A 15,902-nucleotide genomic window follows, 5' to 3' on the forward strand; every position below is an offset into this window, starting at 1 on the left:
GCGTGGTGCCACGCCACGCGTGGCGAGGCCCCTCGGTCCAACCCCAGCCGTCGCCTTCGACGCCCGCCGGCGATCGTCGCGACGGCCCGTGCCGTGGAAAGGCGGGCCCTCATGACGAGGCGAACCTGGAACGCCGTCGGCGCTCTGCTGCTGGCCGCGGGGCTGAGCGCGTGCGCCACCGAGGTGTCCGGAACCGCGATCCCCCTCGGCGCGGCACCGGACCAGGGGCAGACCGGGTCGTCGGACGCACCGGCCCCGCCGGCCACCGAACCCGCGTTCCCCGGCACCGACGACGAGGCCGACCTCGGCTTCGACGGGGTCCCCCAGGTGCCCACCGGCGAGGTGAGCACCGTGAAGACCTCCGAGGGCGTCGTGGTGTGCGAGCTGCTGAGTTCTGACGAACTCCGCGAGCTGCTCGGCGCCGACGCGGTCGAGATCGAGGCGGGTGGCGACGAGTTCCCGGACGAGTGCAAGTGGGAGATCTCGCTCGACGGCGCGAGCCCGTGGACGAAGATGCAGTTCACCGGGTTCGGCCCGAGCGTGGTCGAGGACTACACCTATTCCGACGTGGCGCCGATGACCATCGCCGGCAACAGCGCCTTCAAGCTGTACAACCCCGGCCGCTGCGACATCTCCGTGCAGATCGCCACGGACGGCGCCCCGGACGCCCTCCGGTTCGACCTGGACTCTCTGGGGATGCTTGACGGGGACTACTGCGCGCAGGTGGAGAACGCGATCAGCATCGCCGTCGAGCGGCTGCCGGCGGGCTGACCGGTGTCGGGGCCTGTCCCGCTCAGCGCGGATCCGGCCCCAGCACCGCCGGCCGGGCCGGGTCGGACGACCACTCCGACCAGGACCCCGGGTAGAGCGCCGCCGGCGCGCCAGCCTCCCGGACCCCGGCGGCTTCCAGGGCCAGCACCACCGAACACGCGGTCACACCGGACCCGCAGTAGACACCCACCTCCTGGCCCGGCCGCACGCCGAGACCGGCGAAGTGGGCGGCCAGCTCCTCCCGGCTCCGCCACCGCCCCTCCTCGGTGACGTGGGCGCCGAAGGGCGCGTTCACCGCGCCGGGCACGTGGCCTGGCCTCGGGTCGACGGGTTCCACCTCCCCCCGGTACCGCTCCGGGGCGCGCGCGTCGAGCAACAGGCCCGTCGCGGCCAACGCGCCGGCCTCGGTCGCGCCGAGCACCGGCATCGCCCCGGGGACGACCTCGAAGTCGCCAGGGCGTGCCGCGGGCACCTCGGTGGTGACCGGGTGACCAGCGCCGACCCACGCGGCGTACCCCCCGTCGAGCACCGCCACCTCGGGATGGCCGGCCCAGCGGAGCAGCCACCAGGCCCTGGCGGCGGCGGACCCGTCCACCGCGTCGTACACGACCACCGGTCGACCAGCGCCGACCCCAGCCGCGCGGAGCGTCGCGCCCAGGCGCTGCGCGTCCGGCAGCGGGTGTCGTCCTCCTGCACCGGGCGGTCCCGCGAGCTCGGTGTCGAGGTCGACGAAGACGGCACCAGGCAGGTGGCCGGCGTCATACGCCTCCCGCCCGGGCGGTCCGGTCAGGCTCCACCGGACGTCCAACAGGGTCGTCGGTCCGGCGGCGCCGAGCCGTTCGGCCAGTTCGTCGGGGGTGACCAGTGGCCCCATGTCCCACCTCTCTCGTCCGCGGATCGCCGCGCGCGGGGTGAGGCGCGCGACGGTCGGGGAATGTCGTTGCCGTCCGATACGGTTCCAGACTCCGCGCGGTCCGTCCCCGGCGGCTGTCAGGGGGAACAACACTGTGTGAACAGACGACTAGAATGGCGGCGGGCTGGTTACCGTGAGTCGGGTCACCCGGAGTCCGGTCAGCATCGCCTCGCGCGATCAGGACGGTCGAGGAAGCACCTCATCGAACAGGCAGCCCCCGCTAGTCCGCCTCTGATGCCTCTGGCTCCGAAAACGTACAGGAGAGCTGGCGTGAACGACCTAATCGACACCACGGAGATGTATCTCCGGACGATCTACGAGCTCGGAGAGGAAGGCGTCGTCCCGCTGCGCGCGCGTATCGCCGAACGCCTCGGGCAGAGTGGGCCCACCGTCAGCCAGACCGTGGCGAGAATGGAGCGGGACGGCCTGTTGGTGGTGGCCGACGACCGGCACCTGGAACTGACCGAGACCGGCCGGGAACGAGCGATCGCGGTCATGCGGAAGCACCGGTTGGCGGAACGGCTGCTCGTGGACGTGATCGGCCTGGAGTGGGAGCACGTGCACAGTGAGGCGTGTCGGTGGGAGCACGTGATGAGCGAGGCCGTCGAACGCAAGCTGGTAGCGCTGTTGGACCACCCGACCACCTCCCCCTACGGGAACCCGATTCCGGGGCTGGACAAACTCGGGGTCGGCGACGCCGCCCCGCCGGCCGACGCCGACCTCCGCAGGCTCGATGAGGTCGCCCGGCAGGGCGGGGGCCTGGTCCGGGTGAGCCGGATCGCCGAGCACGTGCAGCTCGACCCGGTCCTGATGGCCGACCTGAAGGCGGCCGGCGTGATGCCGGGCAACGACGTCAGGGTGGAGGCGAGCACGTCAGGCCAGCCGGTGAAGGTGGAGGGCGTCGCCAGCGCGGAGATCGTCTCCAGCATCGCCCACGCCGTGTTGGTACGCACCCGATGACGCCGGGGAGACGGGCGGCCCGCACCTTCCAGGAGCTGCACGGGCGGGCTCCGGAGGTGGTGTGGTCCGCCCCGGGTCGGGCGAACCTCATCGGGGAGCACACGGACTACAACGGTGGTCTGGTGCTGCCGTTCGCGTTGCCCTACCGCATCGCGGTGGCCGCCTCGCCCCGCGAGGACGGGCTGGTCGGGATGACCACCGTCGATGATTCCGGGCACGCGCGAGCGGCGGCTCCGGTGCCGTTGGCCGAGGTGGAGCCCGGTGACGTCACCGGGTGGTCCGCCTACCCGGCCGGGGTCGCCTGGGTCCTCCGGGACGCGGGCCTCCAGCGGGAGGGCGTGGAACTCGTCATCGCCGGCGACGTGCCCAGCGGAGCCGGGTTGTCGTCCTCGGCCGCCCTGGAGTGCGCGGTCGCGCTGGCGCTGTTGGACCTTGCCGGCAGGCCCGTCACCGACGACTCCGACCGCGTCCAGGTGGCTCGCTGGGCGCAGCTCGCCGAGAACGACTTCGTCGGTGCCCCGACCGGCGTGTTGGACCAGATGGCGTCGCTGTGCTGCCAGGAGGCCCACCTGCTGCTGTACGACGTGTCGACGGAGGAACGGGAACAGGTGCCCTTCGATCCCGCATCGGAGGGGCTCGAGGTGCTCGTCATCGACTCGGGCACCCGCCACGAGCACAGCGAGTCGGGTTACGCCGACCGCCGCGCCGGCTGCGAGCAGGCGGTCAAGCAGCTCGGGGTGACCTCGTTGAGCGCGATCGAGCCGCGCGAGCTGCCCGAACGACTGTCCCAACTCGACCCCGCGCTGCGTCCGCTGGCACGCCACGTGGTCACGGAGAACCAGCGGGTCCGCGACACCGTGGCGTTGCTGCGGACCGGCCGGACGTGGGAGGCCGGCGCGCTGCTGACGGAATCCCACGTGAGCCTCCGCGACGACTACCGCGTGTCGTGCCCGGAACTCGACCTGGCGGTGGACGTCGCGGTGGAGGCCGGCGCCGCCGGGGCCCGCATGATGGGCGGCGGTTTCGGTGGCTCCGGCATCGCGCTCGTCGAGACCGAGCGCGGTCCGGCGGTGCGGCGTGCCGTCACCGACGCCTACCGCGCTGAGGGACTGGCGGACCCCAGGTTCTTCTCGGCCGTACCGGCGGCGGGCGCGGGTCGGGACCTCGACCGCTGAGCGGGACCCCGCGCCGGCACCCGGAGCTCCGCGGCTCCGGGTGCCGGGGCCTCGGCCACCCGCCGTGACCGGGCAGAATGGGCCGCCCAGTCCCGACCGCCGTGGGCGGGACGCGGCGAAAGGGAAGACACCATCGTGAAACTGCTGGTGACGGGTGGCGCGGGCTATGTGGGAAGCGTGTGCGCCGCCCGCCTGGTCGAGGGCGGACACGAGGTCGTCGTGCTGGACGACCTGTCCACCGGTCATGCCGACGCGGTGCCGGACGGGTGCCGGTTCGTGCGAGGTGACCTCGCCGAGGTGGCCGGGGACGTGCTCTCCGAAGGCTACGACGGGGTCCTGCACTTCGCGGCCAAGTCGCTCGTCGCCGAGTCGATGGCCGACCCGGCCAAGTACTGGGACGGCAACGTCGTCACCTCGCTCCGCCTGCTGGAGGCCATGCGGGAGCACGGCACGCCACGGCTGGTGTTCTCCTCGACCGCCGCGACCTACGGACAACCCGAGGAGGTGCCGATCCCGGAGTCCGCGCCGACCCGGCCGACCAACACCTACGGCGCCAGCAAACTCGCGATCGACTACGCCATCACCTCCTACGCGCGAGCGCACGGGCTGGCCGCCGTGAGCCTGAGGTACTTCAACGTCGCCGGGGCGCACGGCCAGTACGGCGAGCGGCACACCGTCGAGACCCATCTGATCCCGCTCGTGCTCCAGGTCGCGCAGGGCACCCGGGAGCACATCCAGATCGCCGGGGAGGACTGGCCCACCGAGGACGGCACCTGTGTGCGCGACTACATCCACGTCACCGATCTCGCCGACGCGCACGAGCTGGCCCTGAGCCATGCGGTGGGCGGTGAACACCGCATCTACAACCTGGGCAGCGGGCACGGCTTCTCGGTGCGTGAGGTGATCGACGCCTGCCGGCGGGTGACCGGCCACCCGATCCCGGCCGTGGTGGGCCCTCGCCGGCCCGGTGACCCGGACCGGCTCATCGCCTCCAGCACCTTGGCCCGCGCCGAGCTGGGGTGGACACCGGAGCGCACCGACCTGGACAGGATCGTCGCCGACGCGTGGGCCTTCGCGTCTCGCTGACCTGGTCACCAGGCGTCCTCGCCGTCCGACTCGATCGCCAGGCGGGCCTCCTCCGCTCCGTCCGCGACCACCCTTCTCACTCGGTCGGGTGGAAGTCCGGCGGCGAGCGCCCGACCGAGCAGCCGGGCCAGCGCATGCTCGGGCGCCGCGGCCCGGCTGGCCTCCAGGGCGAGCCCGGCGAGCGCCCCGTCGCCACGCAGGTAGGCCGTCACCGCAAGCAGGGCGGCCGGTTCCGCACGGTGCGGCGGCGGGGTCGCCCTGGTCAGGACCAGCCACAACCGCTCGGCGGCCGCGGAACGCGGTCCCGAACTCCAGGACATGCAGGCGTCCCGCACCCGGGTTTCGGACAACGCCACGGCGATCCTCGCCACGTCCTCGTCAGTCACGACGAACGTGCCTCGCTCAACCTGTTCCAGCGCCCGGTGCACCGCGGACAGGTCAGCGCGGGCGGCACGACCGGCGTCGAGGGCCCGCTCCAGGTCCGCTGTCTCCTCCACCGGCCCGAGGAGTTCCGATCTCCGGTGGAGATCCGCCGGCGGATCGGGGTCGAGGAGCCTGGCCAGCGCCGCGCGGTCGGCGAAGGTGACGAACCCGGCGAGTGCGCTGGCCGCCGCCGTCACGGTGCCCGCCGGATCGGGAACGCGGCCGGAGCAGGCGTCCTCGTCGTAGCAGAACCACCGTTCGTCCGCCGAGGTCGCCGCCACCCACACCGAGTGCAGGCAGGCGACCCCGGCCTCCGCTGCCGCCCGCTCGACGGCCGTGACGAGGGCGCGGCGGGGCGGTCCGCCGCGCCGACCTCGGGCGCCGCCGCCGACCACGACCAGCAGCACGCCCGAGGCGCGCTGACCGCGCAGCGGCGGCAGCACGTGGTCGAGGACGGCGGTCTCGTCCTCGCGGGGTGGGAGGTCCAACCGGAGGCAGAGACCGACCCGGGACCGCCGCTCACCCGTGAGGCAGATGACCACCAGGGACTCCTGGGGATGGAAACCGAGCAGGTGTGGGACGGCGGCCACGACCTCACCGGGGTCGTGCAGGCGGACGCAGGAGGCCAGGGCGGGCGGCGGTGTCGGGGTCATGGCCGCCACTGTTCACCTCGGCATGCCCGACCAGCCATCGCCGCCCCGCTGACCTGTGGACAACCACGTGGCTGTGGACAACCGGGGCGCGGACCGGCCGCGCCCCGGCTCCGCGGGGCTCAGCGCGGCAACGCCGCCGCGACCGCGTCGGCTCCGCCCACCACGGGAAGGACCAGCCTGGTGTCCGCGAGGTCCACGGCGATCCCCGCCCCCGGGGCGGGCCGCAACGTGTAGTCGCGGTCGCTGGAGAGCACGACGAGTCCCAGGGAGTGCCCGGTGGGCAGGACGTGGTCGTGCGCCTGGAGTTGGACATCGACCCGGTAGAACTCCCCGGGGGTGATCGGAAGCGTGCTGGCGATGTCCTCCCGGTTCTGCGGGTCGACCCAGCCCCGGGTGATCGCCCGGTTCGTGCCGTCCGGCGCCCGGTCGACGAGGACGACCGTCAGGTTCGCCGCGGGACGGGCGAACGCCGCGCGCAGCTCGACCCGGGGTGTTCCGCTCAGCCGCATCGGCTCCCTGACGGGGGCGCTCGTGTAGGAAAGCCGGTTCCCGGACCTCGGCGCGTCCACGAGCTCGGCTGCCGGCCGGGTCGCGTCGTCCACCAGGCGTTCGACCGTCGGTCCGCCCGGCACCGCTCCCCGGGCGGTCAGGGTCCCCACCGCGCTGCCGCCCGGCCACGGGTGCAGCTCGACCGGCTCGGTGCCGGGGGCCGGCCAGTCCGCCTCCTCCACCCAGCTCCCGTCCTCGCGTTGCAGGACGGCCCTGGGCTGGTCCGCCACCCCGTTCGGCACCTTGTGCAGGTAGTTGGTGAACCACCGGTTGAGCGCGTCCAGCCACTCCTCCCGGCGGAGGCCGAGTGGGTCGACGTGCCCGGACTGGTGCAGCCAGATCTGGCGGGGGACGTCGTGGCGGGCGAGGGCCTCGTACCACTGGGCCACGTGCCTGGTCTTCACGTTCCAGTCGTTGAGCCCGTGGACGGCGAGGACGGCGGCCTCGACCTGGTGAGCGTTGTTCACGTAGTTCCGCTCGTCCCAGAAGTCGCTGTAGTCACCGGTCACCCGGTCCTGCCGTTCGGTGAGCTCCGCGATGACCTCGCGACAGATCTCCCGGTCGCTCCTCGTGTACACGTACTCGGCGAGCGAGTCCAGATCCTCGCCCTGGTAGCCGCCGGGCGCCACCACCGCGCCGTCAGCGCGGTAGTAGTCGTACCAGTTGGAGATGGCGGCGATGGGGACGATGGCGTCGAGCCCCTCGACCCCGGTCGCCGCGACCGCGTTGGGCAGGGTGCCGTTGTAGGACACGCCCATCATCCCGACGCTCCCGGTCGCCCAGTCCGCCGTCACCGCGTTCCCGCCGGCGTCGACACCCTCGGCCCGTCCGTTCAGCCAGTCGACGACCGCCCGCGCCCCCACCGTCTCGTTCTCACCCCCGCTGGTGGGGCACCCCGTCGACTGGCCCGTGCCGAGGGACTCCGCGTAGACCACGCCGTACCCCCTGGCCAACAGGAAATCCTCGTAGGCCGAGCGGATCCTCGGAGTGGTGGCCGCGGTGCGCGCGGCGCCACCGGTCCGCGGCGCCACCCCCGCCGACTCCGCGCCGTCGGCGTCCGGCACGTACAGCTCCACGTCCACGTCGTGGAACTCCATCGGGTTGCCGCCGGAGAAGTAGGGGCTGACGAAGTAGACGACGGGGACCTGGAGACCGTCGGCGGTGCCAGCCGGTCGCACCACCTCGACGTACATCTCGTCGTCGACCCCGTCGCGGTCGCTGTCCACCGGAGCCCGCACGTGGAGGCTCTCCCGAAGGGCGTCCGCGGGGTCGAACACCGGCTGGGCGACGCCGTCGCGGAACACCGGGACGATCCCGTCACCCGCCGCGACCGGGACGTCCGCGTCCGGGCGCTGCCCCGCGTTGGCTGGTAACGCTCCCGCCAGGGGAAGCGCGACCGCCGTCGCGAGCAGCACGGCGCGTCCACGCCGAACGAGTGTTCTCGATGTTCCCAGCCCCACGCGCGCTCCCCGTTCCCGAACCTCGGCCGGTGCGATCACGTGCGGTGTCGACGCCGGCGCTCCCTGTCAGGAGAACCTTCACCAGTGGTGTGGCCACTGTCAAGATCGGAGCGTCGGCGGCGACTCGCCCGGGAACCGGTGGGCGGCGTCAGCGCCCGGCGCGGGGACGCCGGCAGACGTAGGTGAGCGCCGGCGGGAAGTTGCGCCACACCACGCGCGTGGGCATCACCTCGTCGAAGGTGGCCTCCAGCAGGGCCCGGAACCGGCGGGCGCCCCCCAGCGGGAGGGCGTGCAGGTAGGCGAAGGTCGTGAAGACTCCGTGCTGCCCGAGGCTCTCCGCGCTGCGTCGCAGGATCGCCCGTTGCGCGGAGAGCGGGATGAGCGACCAGGGCAGTCCTCCGACGACCGCGTCCACCCGGTCGATGTCACGCTCGGCGAGCAGTTCGTCCAGTCGGGCCGCGTCCGCGTTGACCACCTCCACGCGGGGGAACCGGCGTGCGAGGTGGTCGGCGAGCTGGGTGTCGACCTCGATCGCGAGGTGGCGACCGCGGTCCCCGAGCCGCCGGCTGATCGTCTCGGTCACGGGCCCCGTTCCCGGGCCGAGCTCCACCACGACGGGCTCGCCCTGACCAGGCACGACGGCGGCCAGCCGCCGGGCGAGCAGCGGGGAGCTGGGGACGAGGGCGCCAATCACGGCCGGCCGCCGGACCACGGCGTTGAGGAAGACGGAGAGGCCACCCCGGGAAGCAGTCATCCTGACAGCTTGCACCCATCACGGCACGCAACCACCAGCGGCCGAACGAGTGTGTTCCGGCTCACTTCGCCGGGTGGGTGCGGGCACCGCGCCAAGCCCGGCGGCGCTCCCCGCCGCGCCGCACTGGATTCCCCGTTCGCCCAGCGCGGGGGAGGTTCAGGCGGGATCCCGGGGGTACCACCAAGGCATCGGAGAGAGGAGGAGCTATGGCTGAGGCACACATGTCACACCAGCCGGCCGGGCGGCCCGCCGGCGGCGCCGTGTTGCACCGGGACGGCCGGGAGGGCACGGGCCAGGGCTGGGTTCTCTTCGCGGGGATCTTCATGATCCTGCTCGGCGCGTTCCACGTGATCCAGGGGCTGGTGGCACTACTGCGGTCCGACTACTTCCTGGTCACCGAGAACGGCCTGCTGGTCCAGTTCAACTTCACCGCGTGGGGCTGGATCCACCTCGTGCTCGGCGTGGTGGCCGTCCTCGCCGGGCTCGGCATCATGACCGGAGCCCAGTGGGCGAGGATCACCGGCATCGTGTTGGCCGGTCTCAGCGTGCTGGTCAACCTGGCGTTCCTCGCCGCCTACCCGTTGTGGACGACGCTGATCATCGCGTTCGACATCCTCGTCATCTACGCCCTCGCGGTGCATGGGCGGGAGGCCCGGACGACGGCCTGACCTCAGGGTCGCCCGGTCGGTACCGCATCCGTCACGGCGGGGTGAACCGGGGCCGGAGGCCCCCTCCGGCCCCGGACGCGCACCGATGCCGCGGCGGCCACCTCCCGCGCGGGCGCGCGGGACAGGGCATCGACCGGGCACCGGGTGGGTCAGGAGGAGCGCCGCGACTGCCTGTTGAGCATCGCCCGGACCGACGCGGTCGTGATCCCGCCGTCCGGGTGGCGGTCGAGTACCCCCCGCAGCGCCAGGTCGTGCACCTCCCGGCGCCCCAGGCCCATCATCGCCGCGGCCACGGGGTAGGAGACGGCGAGCGCGGTCGGGTGCCCCACCGTGCGAGCCACCGCCTGCCCGAAGGGCGTCCGCCACCACGTGGCGGGCGGGTCGAAGGGGCCAGCCCCCGGGTACAGCGCGAACACCAGCCGCACCGCCGTGGACCTCGCCGTGTGCTGGTCCTCCCCGAGTAAGTCATCCGCCCACCTGTCCACCTCCTCCCGCATCCGGGGCGCCAACCGCTCGTCGACCTCCTGGCGGCCGAGGAGGGCGGCCAGCGGATCGAGAAGAGCGCTCTGCACGACCCGGGACAACTGGTCCACCAGAGCGTCCCGAACCGCGACCATGTCGGTCATCACCAGAGTCCCCTCGTCCATGCCGCCCCTCCTGATGCGTGCCGGTGGGGCCGTCAACGAGCTCGGCCCGTGTTCATCTTCCCGGCAGGGCGGCCAGCCCGACTCACCCGACCGAATGGCTGAACGGCATCCGGGTTCGTGGGCCATGTCGAGGTGGAACCGTTGACCTCCAGGTCAGCCCCGGCGGCGGAAAGCGTGCTGTCGGGGGTTGGCGGCCTCGAACCGCCGGGGCTGGCGGGTCATCGCCTGCCCCCCTCGCTGAGCGCGTTCGGTCGGGTTCTTCGCCGAACGTCGACGCTCGGCGCGGTTGCGGGGCTGGTCGGCGTCGGTCACGGGTTCCTCCGAGCTGGTGTTGGTCGTCTCCGGGGGGAGGGCCAGGGGTGCGGACGGGCGGGCGGGCAGCACCGCCCGGTCTCGGTCCGTATCGCTCAGGTCGGGTTGGTCGTGGGAAGCGGCCATGTGGGGGGCCTCCGTTCCTGGGATGTCACGGGGCGCCGGCGCGCCGGTGGGAACCGTGCGAGCGGTTCGGGGACGCGGGCGCGACGGAACCCCGTCGCACGGGAAGGTGTGCGCGGCACGGTGACCGATCCACGTTCCGGCGGGGAACGGGGTCGTCAACGGTGCGCGGGGAAGCCGCCCGTCAGAAGGGCGACCGAAGCGGCGGTACCACGCTGGAACAGCGGGTCACTCGGGTCTCGCTCTCAGATCACGAGGGTGACCGTAGCAAGGGGCGGCACCGCCCCGCACCTCCTTTTCCAGCGACCGACCACGGGAGGAGGTCCTCGGCGCTGAACCCGCCTGGAGGAGCGGTGCGGACCTCCCGGGTCGGGGGACGCGCCCGCGCCCTCAGTCCCAGGCAGCGGCGAGGCGCGCCAGCTCGTCCCGGTACTCGATGCGCCCGGCCCAGTCCGCCGGCCAGGCGTCCATCCCGAGCGCCGCACCGGCGAAGGCACCCGTCAGGCACGCGATCGAGTCGGAGTCCCCGCTGGTCGTGGCCGCCCTGGCCAACGCGTCCACCGGACTTCCCTGGTGGAGCAACAGGCAGTGCACGGCCGTCGCCAGTGCCTCCTCCGCCACCCAACCGGCCCCGGTCCGCTCACAGGGGTCACGAGACGGATCCGGCGCGGCCACCGCCTCGACGAGCCGGTCGATCGCCGAGCGGCACTCGTCCCAGCCGAGGGCCATGTACGTCGCGGGGTCGGGCACGCCCGGCCGGTCCCAGAGGTCGCCGAGCCAGTCGTGGTGGTAGACGGACCGCTGGAGACGGCAGTGTTCCCGCAGTGCCGCCGGGAGGTCGGCCGGCGGCATTCCGTCGGCCAACCAGCGCACGGCCAGCGCGGTGAGCTCACTCGCCGCCAGTGCGGTGGGGTGGCCGTGGGTCAGCGCCGCCTGGAACTGGGCGAAAGCGGCTCGCTCCTGGTCGGCCAGTCCCGGTGCGAGACCCGCGGGCACGACGCGCATGTTCGCGCCGCACCCCTTGGACCAGTCGTTGGTGGCCTCACGCCACGGGAGCCCGTCCGCCAACCTCCCGCACGCCTCCAGGCAGGTCATCCCGGGTGCCCTGTTGTTCTCGGGGCTGCGCGACCACTCCACGAACCCGGACCGCAACAGCGGTTCCACCCGCTCCGCGCTCAGGGCGGGAGGAGTCGTCACGCGCAGCAGGGCCTCCCCCACCGGCAGCGTCATCTGGGTGTCGTCGGTGACGAGGGCCGGGTCGCCCCGCAGGTCACGCGGCCCGCCGGGGCCGTGCTCCGCGACGATCTCCGCGACCGTCCTGAACTCGGTTGCCGCTCCGAGCGCGTCCCCGTACGCCAGGCCGAACAGTGCCCCACTCGCCCGTCGCCGTCCCATGCCGCCCCCAGCCTCACCCGTTCAGCGGAGCTTAGTCCTCGCCGACCAGGGCCGGCCCGGCGCGGCCAGGCAGTCGGCGAACCCCTTGCCCGGCATCTTGATTCAGGGGAACATCGTCAGACGGCCACCCTGAACGTGTGACGAGGCACAAGGATCAGCACACCGAACCACCGCCGGGCGACCGACAGACGTCTATATTGATCTTCGAAAGCCAGACCGGGGCTACTGAGCTGGCCGCATCCTGAATGAACGCAGGCGTTGTCGCCCTCCCACGACGAAGGAGGAACCCTCGTATGAGGGACAGAGCGAGAGCGAACCCATCCATCCGCGAAATCGTCGACTACTGGTCGGCACGGAAAGACGAAAGCGACCTCGCGGTGGATTGGAGTGAAGCGCACGAACGCTGTTGGCGCTGCGGCTACCGGTCGAAGTTGCAGAAATGCCATGTCATCCCCGGCGCACTCGGCGGCCCCAACACGGCTGAAAACCTGGTTCTGCTGTGCGGACGCTGCCACCACGAGGCGCCCAACCACCAGGATCCGCAGTACCTGTGGGCCTGACTCCGGGCAACCTGCGTGTCGTTCTACGACACCTACTGGACCTACCGAGCTTACGAGGAATTCGAGACGATGTTCGGGAGAAAACCCTTCTCCTGGGTCGTTGGCACCAGCACTCTCGACGAGGAAGAGTTGCACGATCAGTACCGCACCCTGTTCCGAAGCGAATACGACCGCGTTGTCACCCATTTCGGCCAAGGACGCCTCAACCCAGCCACACTCGCCTGCCTCATCGCGGAGATAGAACGGGCGATCGCGTCACAGCACGGCGTGGCGCTACCGGCCTCATCGGAGCGGCATATGAACAACCGCTTTTTCCAGCTCGTCACCACCGGCACCTGACGAGGTCGAAAAGGAGGCAGGAGGGGTGCCGTTCCTGACGACTACTTCTCCCGGCACTTCTGGGTTCCGAGTCCGCGGCGGACCGGGCTCTCCCACCTGCCGCCGACGGCCGGTGGGAGAGCCCGCTCGTGCCCTTGGTCAGCTGCAGCCGGAGGTGGAGCCGCAGCCCTCGCAGACGTAGCAGGACCCGGCGGGGCGCATCTTGGTGCCGCAGGTGAAGCACAACGGCGCGTCCGCCTCCTTGCCCTGCCGCAGTTCGAGGAGCTCGGTCGAACTGCCCGCACCGCTCGTCGGGCGCTCCGGGGCCTGCCCGGCCTCCACGGTGGAACGCATCCCCTCCAGATCGACCGGCTCGGTCCCGTCACCGCTCTCCCCGGCGACCTGCGCAGACCGCTCGGCCACGCTGAAGATGCCCAGCTCGGCGCGCTTCTCCAACGGCAGGTAGTCCAGGGCGAGGCGGCGGAACAGGTAGTCGAGGACGCTGGTGGCGATCCGCACGTCCGGGTCGTCGGTCATCCCCGCCGGTTCGAAGCGGAGGTTCTGGAACTTGGACACGTAGAACTCGAGGGGGATGCCGTACTGGAGGCCCACCGAGATGGACATGGAGAAAGCGTCCATCACGCCGGCCAGGGTCGAACCCTGCTTGCCCAGTTTCACGAAGATCTCGCCGAGGCCGTCGTCCGGGTAGGAACCGGCGTGCAGGTAGCCCTCGGCGCCTCCCACCGTGAAGGACACGGTCTGACTCGGCCGCTTCTTCGGCAGCCGCTTCCGGACGGGCCGGTACTCGACGACCGGTTCCGGGGCCTCCTCGGCGGCGGACTTCGACTTCCCCGCCGACAGCGGCTGGCCGACCTTGCAGTTGTCGCGGTAGATGGCCAGGGCCTTCAGACCCAGCCGCCAGCCCTCCCGGTAGATCTCGGCGACGTCCTCGACGGTGGCCCGTTCCGGCAGGTTGACGGTCTTGGAGATGGCACCGGAGATGAAGGGCTGGACGGCGGCCATCATGCGGACGTGGCCCATCGGGGCGATGGCCCGCTCCCCCATGGCGCAGTCGAAGACCTCGTAGTGCTCCGGGCGCAGCCCGGGAGCGTCCACCACGTGCCCGTGCTCGGCGATGTACTCGACGATCGCCTCGCTCTGCTCCTGCTGGTAGCCCAGCGCCCGCAGGGCGCGGGGAACGGTCTGGTTGACGATCTGCATGGACCCGCCGCCGACCAGCTTCTTGAACTTCACCAGGGCGAGGTCGGGTTCGATGCCCGTGGTGTCGCAGTCCATCATCAGGCCGATCGTGCCGGTCGGCGCGAGGACGCTGGCCTGCGCGTTCCGCCACCCGTGGCGGGCACCGACCTCCAGGCCGCGCTGCCAGGCGGTGGTGGCGCGGGCCTGGATGGCGGAGTCGTTCTGGTTGTGGGTGCGGATCAGGTCGTTGGCCGCGGCGTGCTTGCGCATGACGCGCTGGTGGGCGTCCGCGTTGCGCGCGTACCCCTCGTAGGGGCCGACGATGCCGGCGAGCTCGGCGGACCGCCGGTAGGACACCGCGGTCATCAACGAGGTGATCGACGCGGCGAGCGAACGTCCGCCGTCGGAGTTGTACGCGTGTCCCGTCGCCATCAGCAGCGCGCCGAGGTTGGCGTAGCCGATGCCCAGCTGGCGGAACTTCCTGGTGGTGTCGCCGATCTCGGGTGTCGGGAAGTCCGCGAAGCAGATGGAGATGTCCATCGCGGTGATGACCAGCTCGACCGACCGCTCGAACAGGTCGGCGTCGAAGACACCGTCCTCGCCGAGGAAGCGCATCAGGTTCAGCGACGCCAGGTTGCAGCTGGAGTTGTCGAGGTGCATGTACTCGGAGCACGGGTTGGAGGCCGTGATGCGGCCGGACTCCGGGCAGGTGTGCCAGTCGTTGATGGTCGTGTCGTACTGGATCCCGGGGTCGGCGCACTCCCAGGCTGCCCTGGCGATGCGGTCGAAGAGCCGGCGCGCGTCGACCTCCTCCACGGTCTCGCCGGTGGTGCGGGACCGCAGGCCGAAGTTCGTGCCCGACTCCACGGCCCGCATGAACTCGTCGGAGACGCGGACCGAGTTGTTGGCGTTCTGGTACTGCACGCTGACGATGTCGTCGCCGCCCAGGTCCATGTCGAATCCGGCGTCGCGCAGCGCCCGGATCTTCTGCTCCTCCCGGGCCTTGGTCTCGACGAACTCCTCGATGTCGGGGTGGTCGACGTCGAGGACGACCATCTTCGCCGCGCGCCTGGTCGCGCCGCCGGACTTGATGGTGCCGGCGGAGGCGTCCGCGCCGCGCATGAACGAGACCGGGCCCGAGGCGGTGCCGCCGGAGGACAACAACTCCTTGGAGGACCGGATGCGGGACAGGTTCAGCCCCGCACCGGAGCCGCCCTTGAAGATCAGCCCCTCCTCGCGGTACCAGTTCAGGATCGACTCCATCGTGTCGTCGACCGCCAGGATGAAGCACGCGCTGACCTGCTGCGGGGAGGAGGTGCCGACGTTGAACCACACCGGGGAGTTGAAGCTGAACACCTGGTGGAGCAGCATGTGGGTGAGCTCGTGCTCGAAGATCTCCGCGTCGGCGTCGGTCTCGAAGTAGCCGTGCTCGACCCCGGCCGCGACGTAGGTGCCCACGACCCGGTCGATGAGCTGGCGGAGGCTGTTCTCCCGGTGCTCCGAACCGACCGCTCCCCGGAAGTACTTGCTGGTGACGATGTTCACGGCGTTGACCGACCAGAAGTCGGGGAACTCGACGCCCCGCTGCTCGAAGTTGACCGACCCGTCCCGCCAGTTGGTCATGACCACGTCGCGGTGCTGCCAGTTCACGGCGTCGTAGGGGTGGACGCCCTCCGTGGTGTGCACTCGGCCCACCCGGAGCTTCGCTCCCGCCGACCGGGATCCGCCAGTGGTGGACTTCGCCTTGCCCCTGGCTCGTCCGGTGGCGCTCCCGACGGTTTCAGTCATGCCGCTCTCTCCTCGTCCTGCTGGTGTGGTTCGTCCGCCACTCGGGCGGTTCCGGTCGTGGTCAACCCGCGGTGGGGCTGCCCTCCGGGCAGCCGTCAGCCCCGTCACGTTGCCGGGTGTGGGTGTGGGCCGTCGTGGCCCCGAAGT

General features: G+C 71.7%; 15 protein-coding genes. 7 read left to right on the forward strand and 8 right to left on the reverse strand.

Going from position 1 to position 15,902, the window contains the following annotated elements; all coding sequences use genetic code 11:
• Positions 1 to 111: 111 nt before the first annotated feature.
• The gene (locus tag G443_RS10225; RefSeq protein ID WP_026418319.1) at positions 112 to 771 is read left to right on the forward strand and encodes a DUF3558 family protein; all 660 of its coding nucleotides are present in this window, start codon (positions 112 to 114) and stop codon (positions 769 to 771) included.
• Positions 772 to 793: 22 nt separating this feature from the next.
• Here the strand turns inward: G443_RS10225 and G443_RS10230 are convergent, their stop codons facing one another.
• Positions 794 to 1,645 carry a sulfurtransferase gene (locus tag G443_RS10230; RefSeq protein WP_026418318.1) on the reverse strand — a complete coding sequence of 284 codons (852 nt, stop codon included), beginning with the start codon at positions 1,643 to 1,645 and terminating at the stop codon, positions 794 to 796.
• 309 nt (positions 1,646 to 1,954) lie between these two features.
• Here G443_RS10230 and G443_RS10235 point away from each other — a divergent pair, with 309 nt between their 5' ends.
• The 3 genes from G443_RS10235 (at position 1,955) to galE (ending at position 4,905) form a co-directional block, all read left to right on the forward strand.
• Positions 1,955 to 2,644: an iron-dependent transcriptional repressor DtxR gene (locus G443_RS10235; protein ID WP_026418317.1), complete on the forward strand. Its 690-nt coding sequence runs from the start codon at positions 1,955 to 1,957 to the stop codon at positions 2,642 to 2,644.
• On the forward strand, positions 2,641 to 3,819 hold the full coding sequence (gene galK, locus G443_RS10240; protein ID WP_026418316.1) for a galactokinase: 1,179 nt from the start codon (positions 2,641 to 2,643) through the stop codon (positions 3,817 to 3,819). The genes G443_RS10235 and galK overlap by 4 nt, the downstream gene beginning before the upstream one ends.
• 135 nt (positions 3,820 to 3,954) lie before the next feature.
• Positions 3,955 to 4,905, forward strand: a complete 951-nt coding sequence (gene galE / locus G443_RS10245) for a UDP-glucose 4-epimerase GalE (RefSeq protein ID WP_026418315.1) — start codon at positions 3,955 to 3,957, stop codon at positions 4,903 to 4,905.
• A 5-nt stretch (positions 4,906 to 4,910) separates the two neighbouring features.
• Here galE and G443_RS10250 read toward each other — a convergent pair whose 3' ends face one another.
• From G443_RS10250 to G443_RS10260, 3 genes are all read right to left on the reverse strand, one after another.
• Positions 4,911 to 5,981: a DUF4192 family protein gene (locus G443_RS10250; RefSeq protein WP_035272898.1), complete on the reverse strand. Its 1,071-nt coding sequence runs from the start codon at positions 5,979 to 5,981 to the stop codon at positions 4,911 to 4,913.
• A gap of 119 nt (positions 5,982 to 6,100) precedes the next feature.
• On the reverse strand, positions 6,101 to 7,945 hold the full coding sequence (locus G443_RS10255) for a Xaa-Pro dipeptidyl-peptidase (protein WP_245588746.1): 1,845 nt from the start codon (positions 7,943 to 7,945) through the stop codon (positions 6,101 to 6,103).
• Positions 7,946 to 8,138: 193 nt separating this feature from the next.
• The gene (locus G443_RS10260; protein WP_026418313.1) at positions 8,139 to 8,744 is read right to left on the reverse strand and encodes a class I SAM-dependent methyltransferase; all 606 of its coding nucleotides are present in this window, start codon (positions 8,742 to 8,744) and stop codon (positions 8,139 to 8,141) included.
• 206 nt (positions 8,745 to 8,950) lie between these two features.
• Between G443_RS10260 and G443_RS10265 the strand changes: the two genes are divergently transcribed.
• Positions 8,951 to 9,412 carry a DUF7144 family membrane protein gene (locus tag G443_RS10265; protein WP_245588745.1) on the forward strand — a complete coding sequence of 154 codons (462 nt, stop codon included), beginning with the start codon at positions 8,951 to 8,953 and terminating at the stop codon, positions 9,410 to 9,412.
• A gap of 149 nt (positions 9,413 to 9,561) precedes the next feature.
• Here the strand turns inward: G443_RS10265 and G443_RS10270 are convergent, their stop codons facing one another.
• From G443_RS10270 to G443_RS10280, 3 genes are all read right to left on the reverse strand, one after another.
• Positions 9,562 to 10,059: a hypothetical protein gene (locus G443_RS10270; protein ID WP_026418311.1), complete on the reverse strand. Its 498-nt coding sequence runs from the start codon at positions 10,057 to 10,059 to the stop codon at positions 9,562 to 9,564.
• A 153-nt stretch (positions 10,060 to 10,212) separates the two neighbouring features.
• Complete coding sequence (locus tag G443_RS10275) at positions 10,213 to 10,497, reverse strand: hypothetical protein (RefSeq protein WP_030103911.1); 285 nt, start codon at positions 10,495 to 10,497, stop codon at positions 10,213 to 10,215.
• A 387-nt stretch (positions 10,498 to 10,884) separates the two neighbouring features.
• Positions 10,885 to 11,889 (reverse strand): ADP-ribosylglycohydrolase family protein, encoded by a 1,005-nt coding sequence (locus tag G443_RS10280; protein ID WP_026418310.1) that lies wholly within the window; start codon positions 11,887 to 11,889, stop codon positions 10,885 to 10,887.
• Between the two features lie 293 nt (positions 11,890 to 12,182).
• Here G443_RS10280 and G443_RS10285 point away from each other — a divergent pair, with 293 nt between their 5' ends.
• Entirely contained in the window at positions 12,183 to 12,449 is a 267-nt protein-coding gene (locus G443_RS10285; protein ID WP_162147292.1) for an HNH endonuclease signature motif containing protein, read from the forward strand.
• Between the two features lie 15 nt (positions 12,450 to 12,464).
• A complete protein-coding gene (locus tag G443_RS10290) occupies positions 12,465 to 12,788 on the forward strand; it encodes a hypothetical protein (RefSeq protein WP_026418309.1) in 324 nt (107 codons plus the stop codon).
• Positions 12,789 to 12,926: 138 nt separating this feature from the next.
• Here G443_RS10290 and G443_RS10295 read toward each other — a convergent pair whose 3' ends face one another.
• Positions 12,927 to 15,755 (reverse strand): vitamin B12-dependent ribonucleotide reductase, encoded by a 2,829-nt coding sequence (locus G443_RS10295; protein WP_026418308.1) that lies wholly within the window; start codon positions 15,753 to 15,755, stop codon positions 12,927 to 12,929.
• Positions 15,756 to 15,902: the final 147 nt, after the last annotated feature.

This window comes from Actinoalloteichus caeruleus DSM 43889 (assembly GCF_000429185.2).
Lineage (GTDB): Bacteria > Actinomycetota > Actinomycetes > Mycobacteriales > Pseudonocardiaceae > Actinoalloteichus_B > Actinoalloteichus_B caeruleus.

What these genes read in the sequence shown, in the direction of transcription:
- G443_RS10225 (WP_026418319.1), top strand. Translation starts at nt 112, where the DNA reads ATGACGAGGCGAACCTGGAACGCCGTCGGCGCTCTGCTGCTGGCCGCG.
- G443_RS10230 (WP_026418318.1), bottom strand. Translation starts at nt 1,645, where the DNA reads ATGGGGCCACTGGTCACCCCCGACGAACTGGCCGAACGGCTCGGCGCC.
- galK (WP_026418316.1), top strand. Translation starts at nt 2,641, where the DNA reads ATGACGCCGGGGAGACGGGCGGCCCGCACCTTCCAGGAGCTGCACGGG.
- G443_RS10250 (WP_035272898.1), bottom strand. Translation starts at nt 5,981, where the DNA reads ATGACCCCGACACCGCCGCCCGCCCTGGCCTCCTGCGTCCGCCTGCAC.
- G443_RS10260 (WP_026418313.1), bottom strand. Translation starts at nt 8,744, where the DNA reads ATGACTGCTTCCCGGGGTGGCCTCTCCGTCTTCCTCAACGCCGTGGTC.
- G443_RS10265 (WP_245588745.1), top strand. Translation starts at nt 8,951, where the DNA reads ATGGCTGAGGCACACATGTCACACCAGCCGGCCGGGCGGCCCGCCGGC.
- G443_RS10270 (WP_026418311.1), bottom strand. Translation starts at nt 10,059, where the DNA reads ATGGACGAGGGGACTCTGGTGATGACCGACATGGTCGCGGTTCGGGAC.
- G443_RS10275 (WP_030103911.1), bottom strand. Translation starts at nt 10,497, where the DNA reads ATGGCCGCTTCCCACGACCAACCCGACCTGAGCGATACGGACCGAGAC.
- G443_RS10280 (WP_026418310.1), bottom strand. Translation starts at nt 11,889, where the DNA reads ATGGGACGGCGACGGGCGAGTGGGGCACTGTTCGGCCTGGCGTACGGG.
- G443_RS10285 (WP_162147292.1), top strand. Translation starts at nt 12,183, where the DNA reads ATGAGGGACAGAGCGAGAGCGAACCCATCCATCCGCGAAATCGTCGAC.
- G443_RS10295 (WP_026418308.1), bottom strand. Translation starts at nt 15,755, where the DNA reads ATGACTGAAACCGTCGGGAGCGCCACCGGACGAGCCAGGGGCAAGGCG.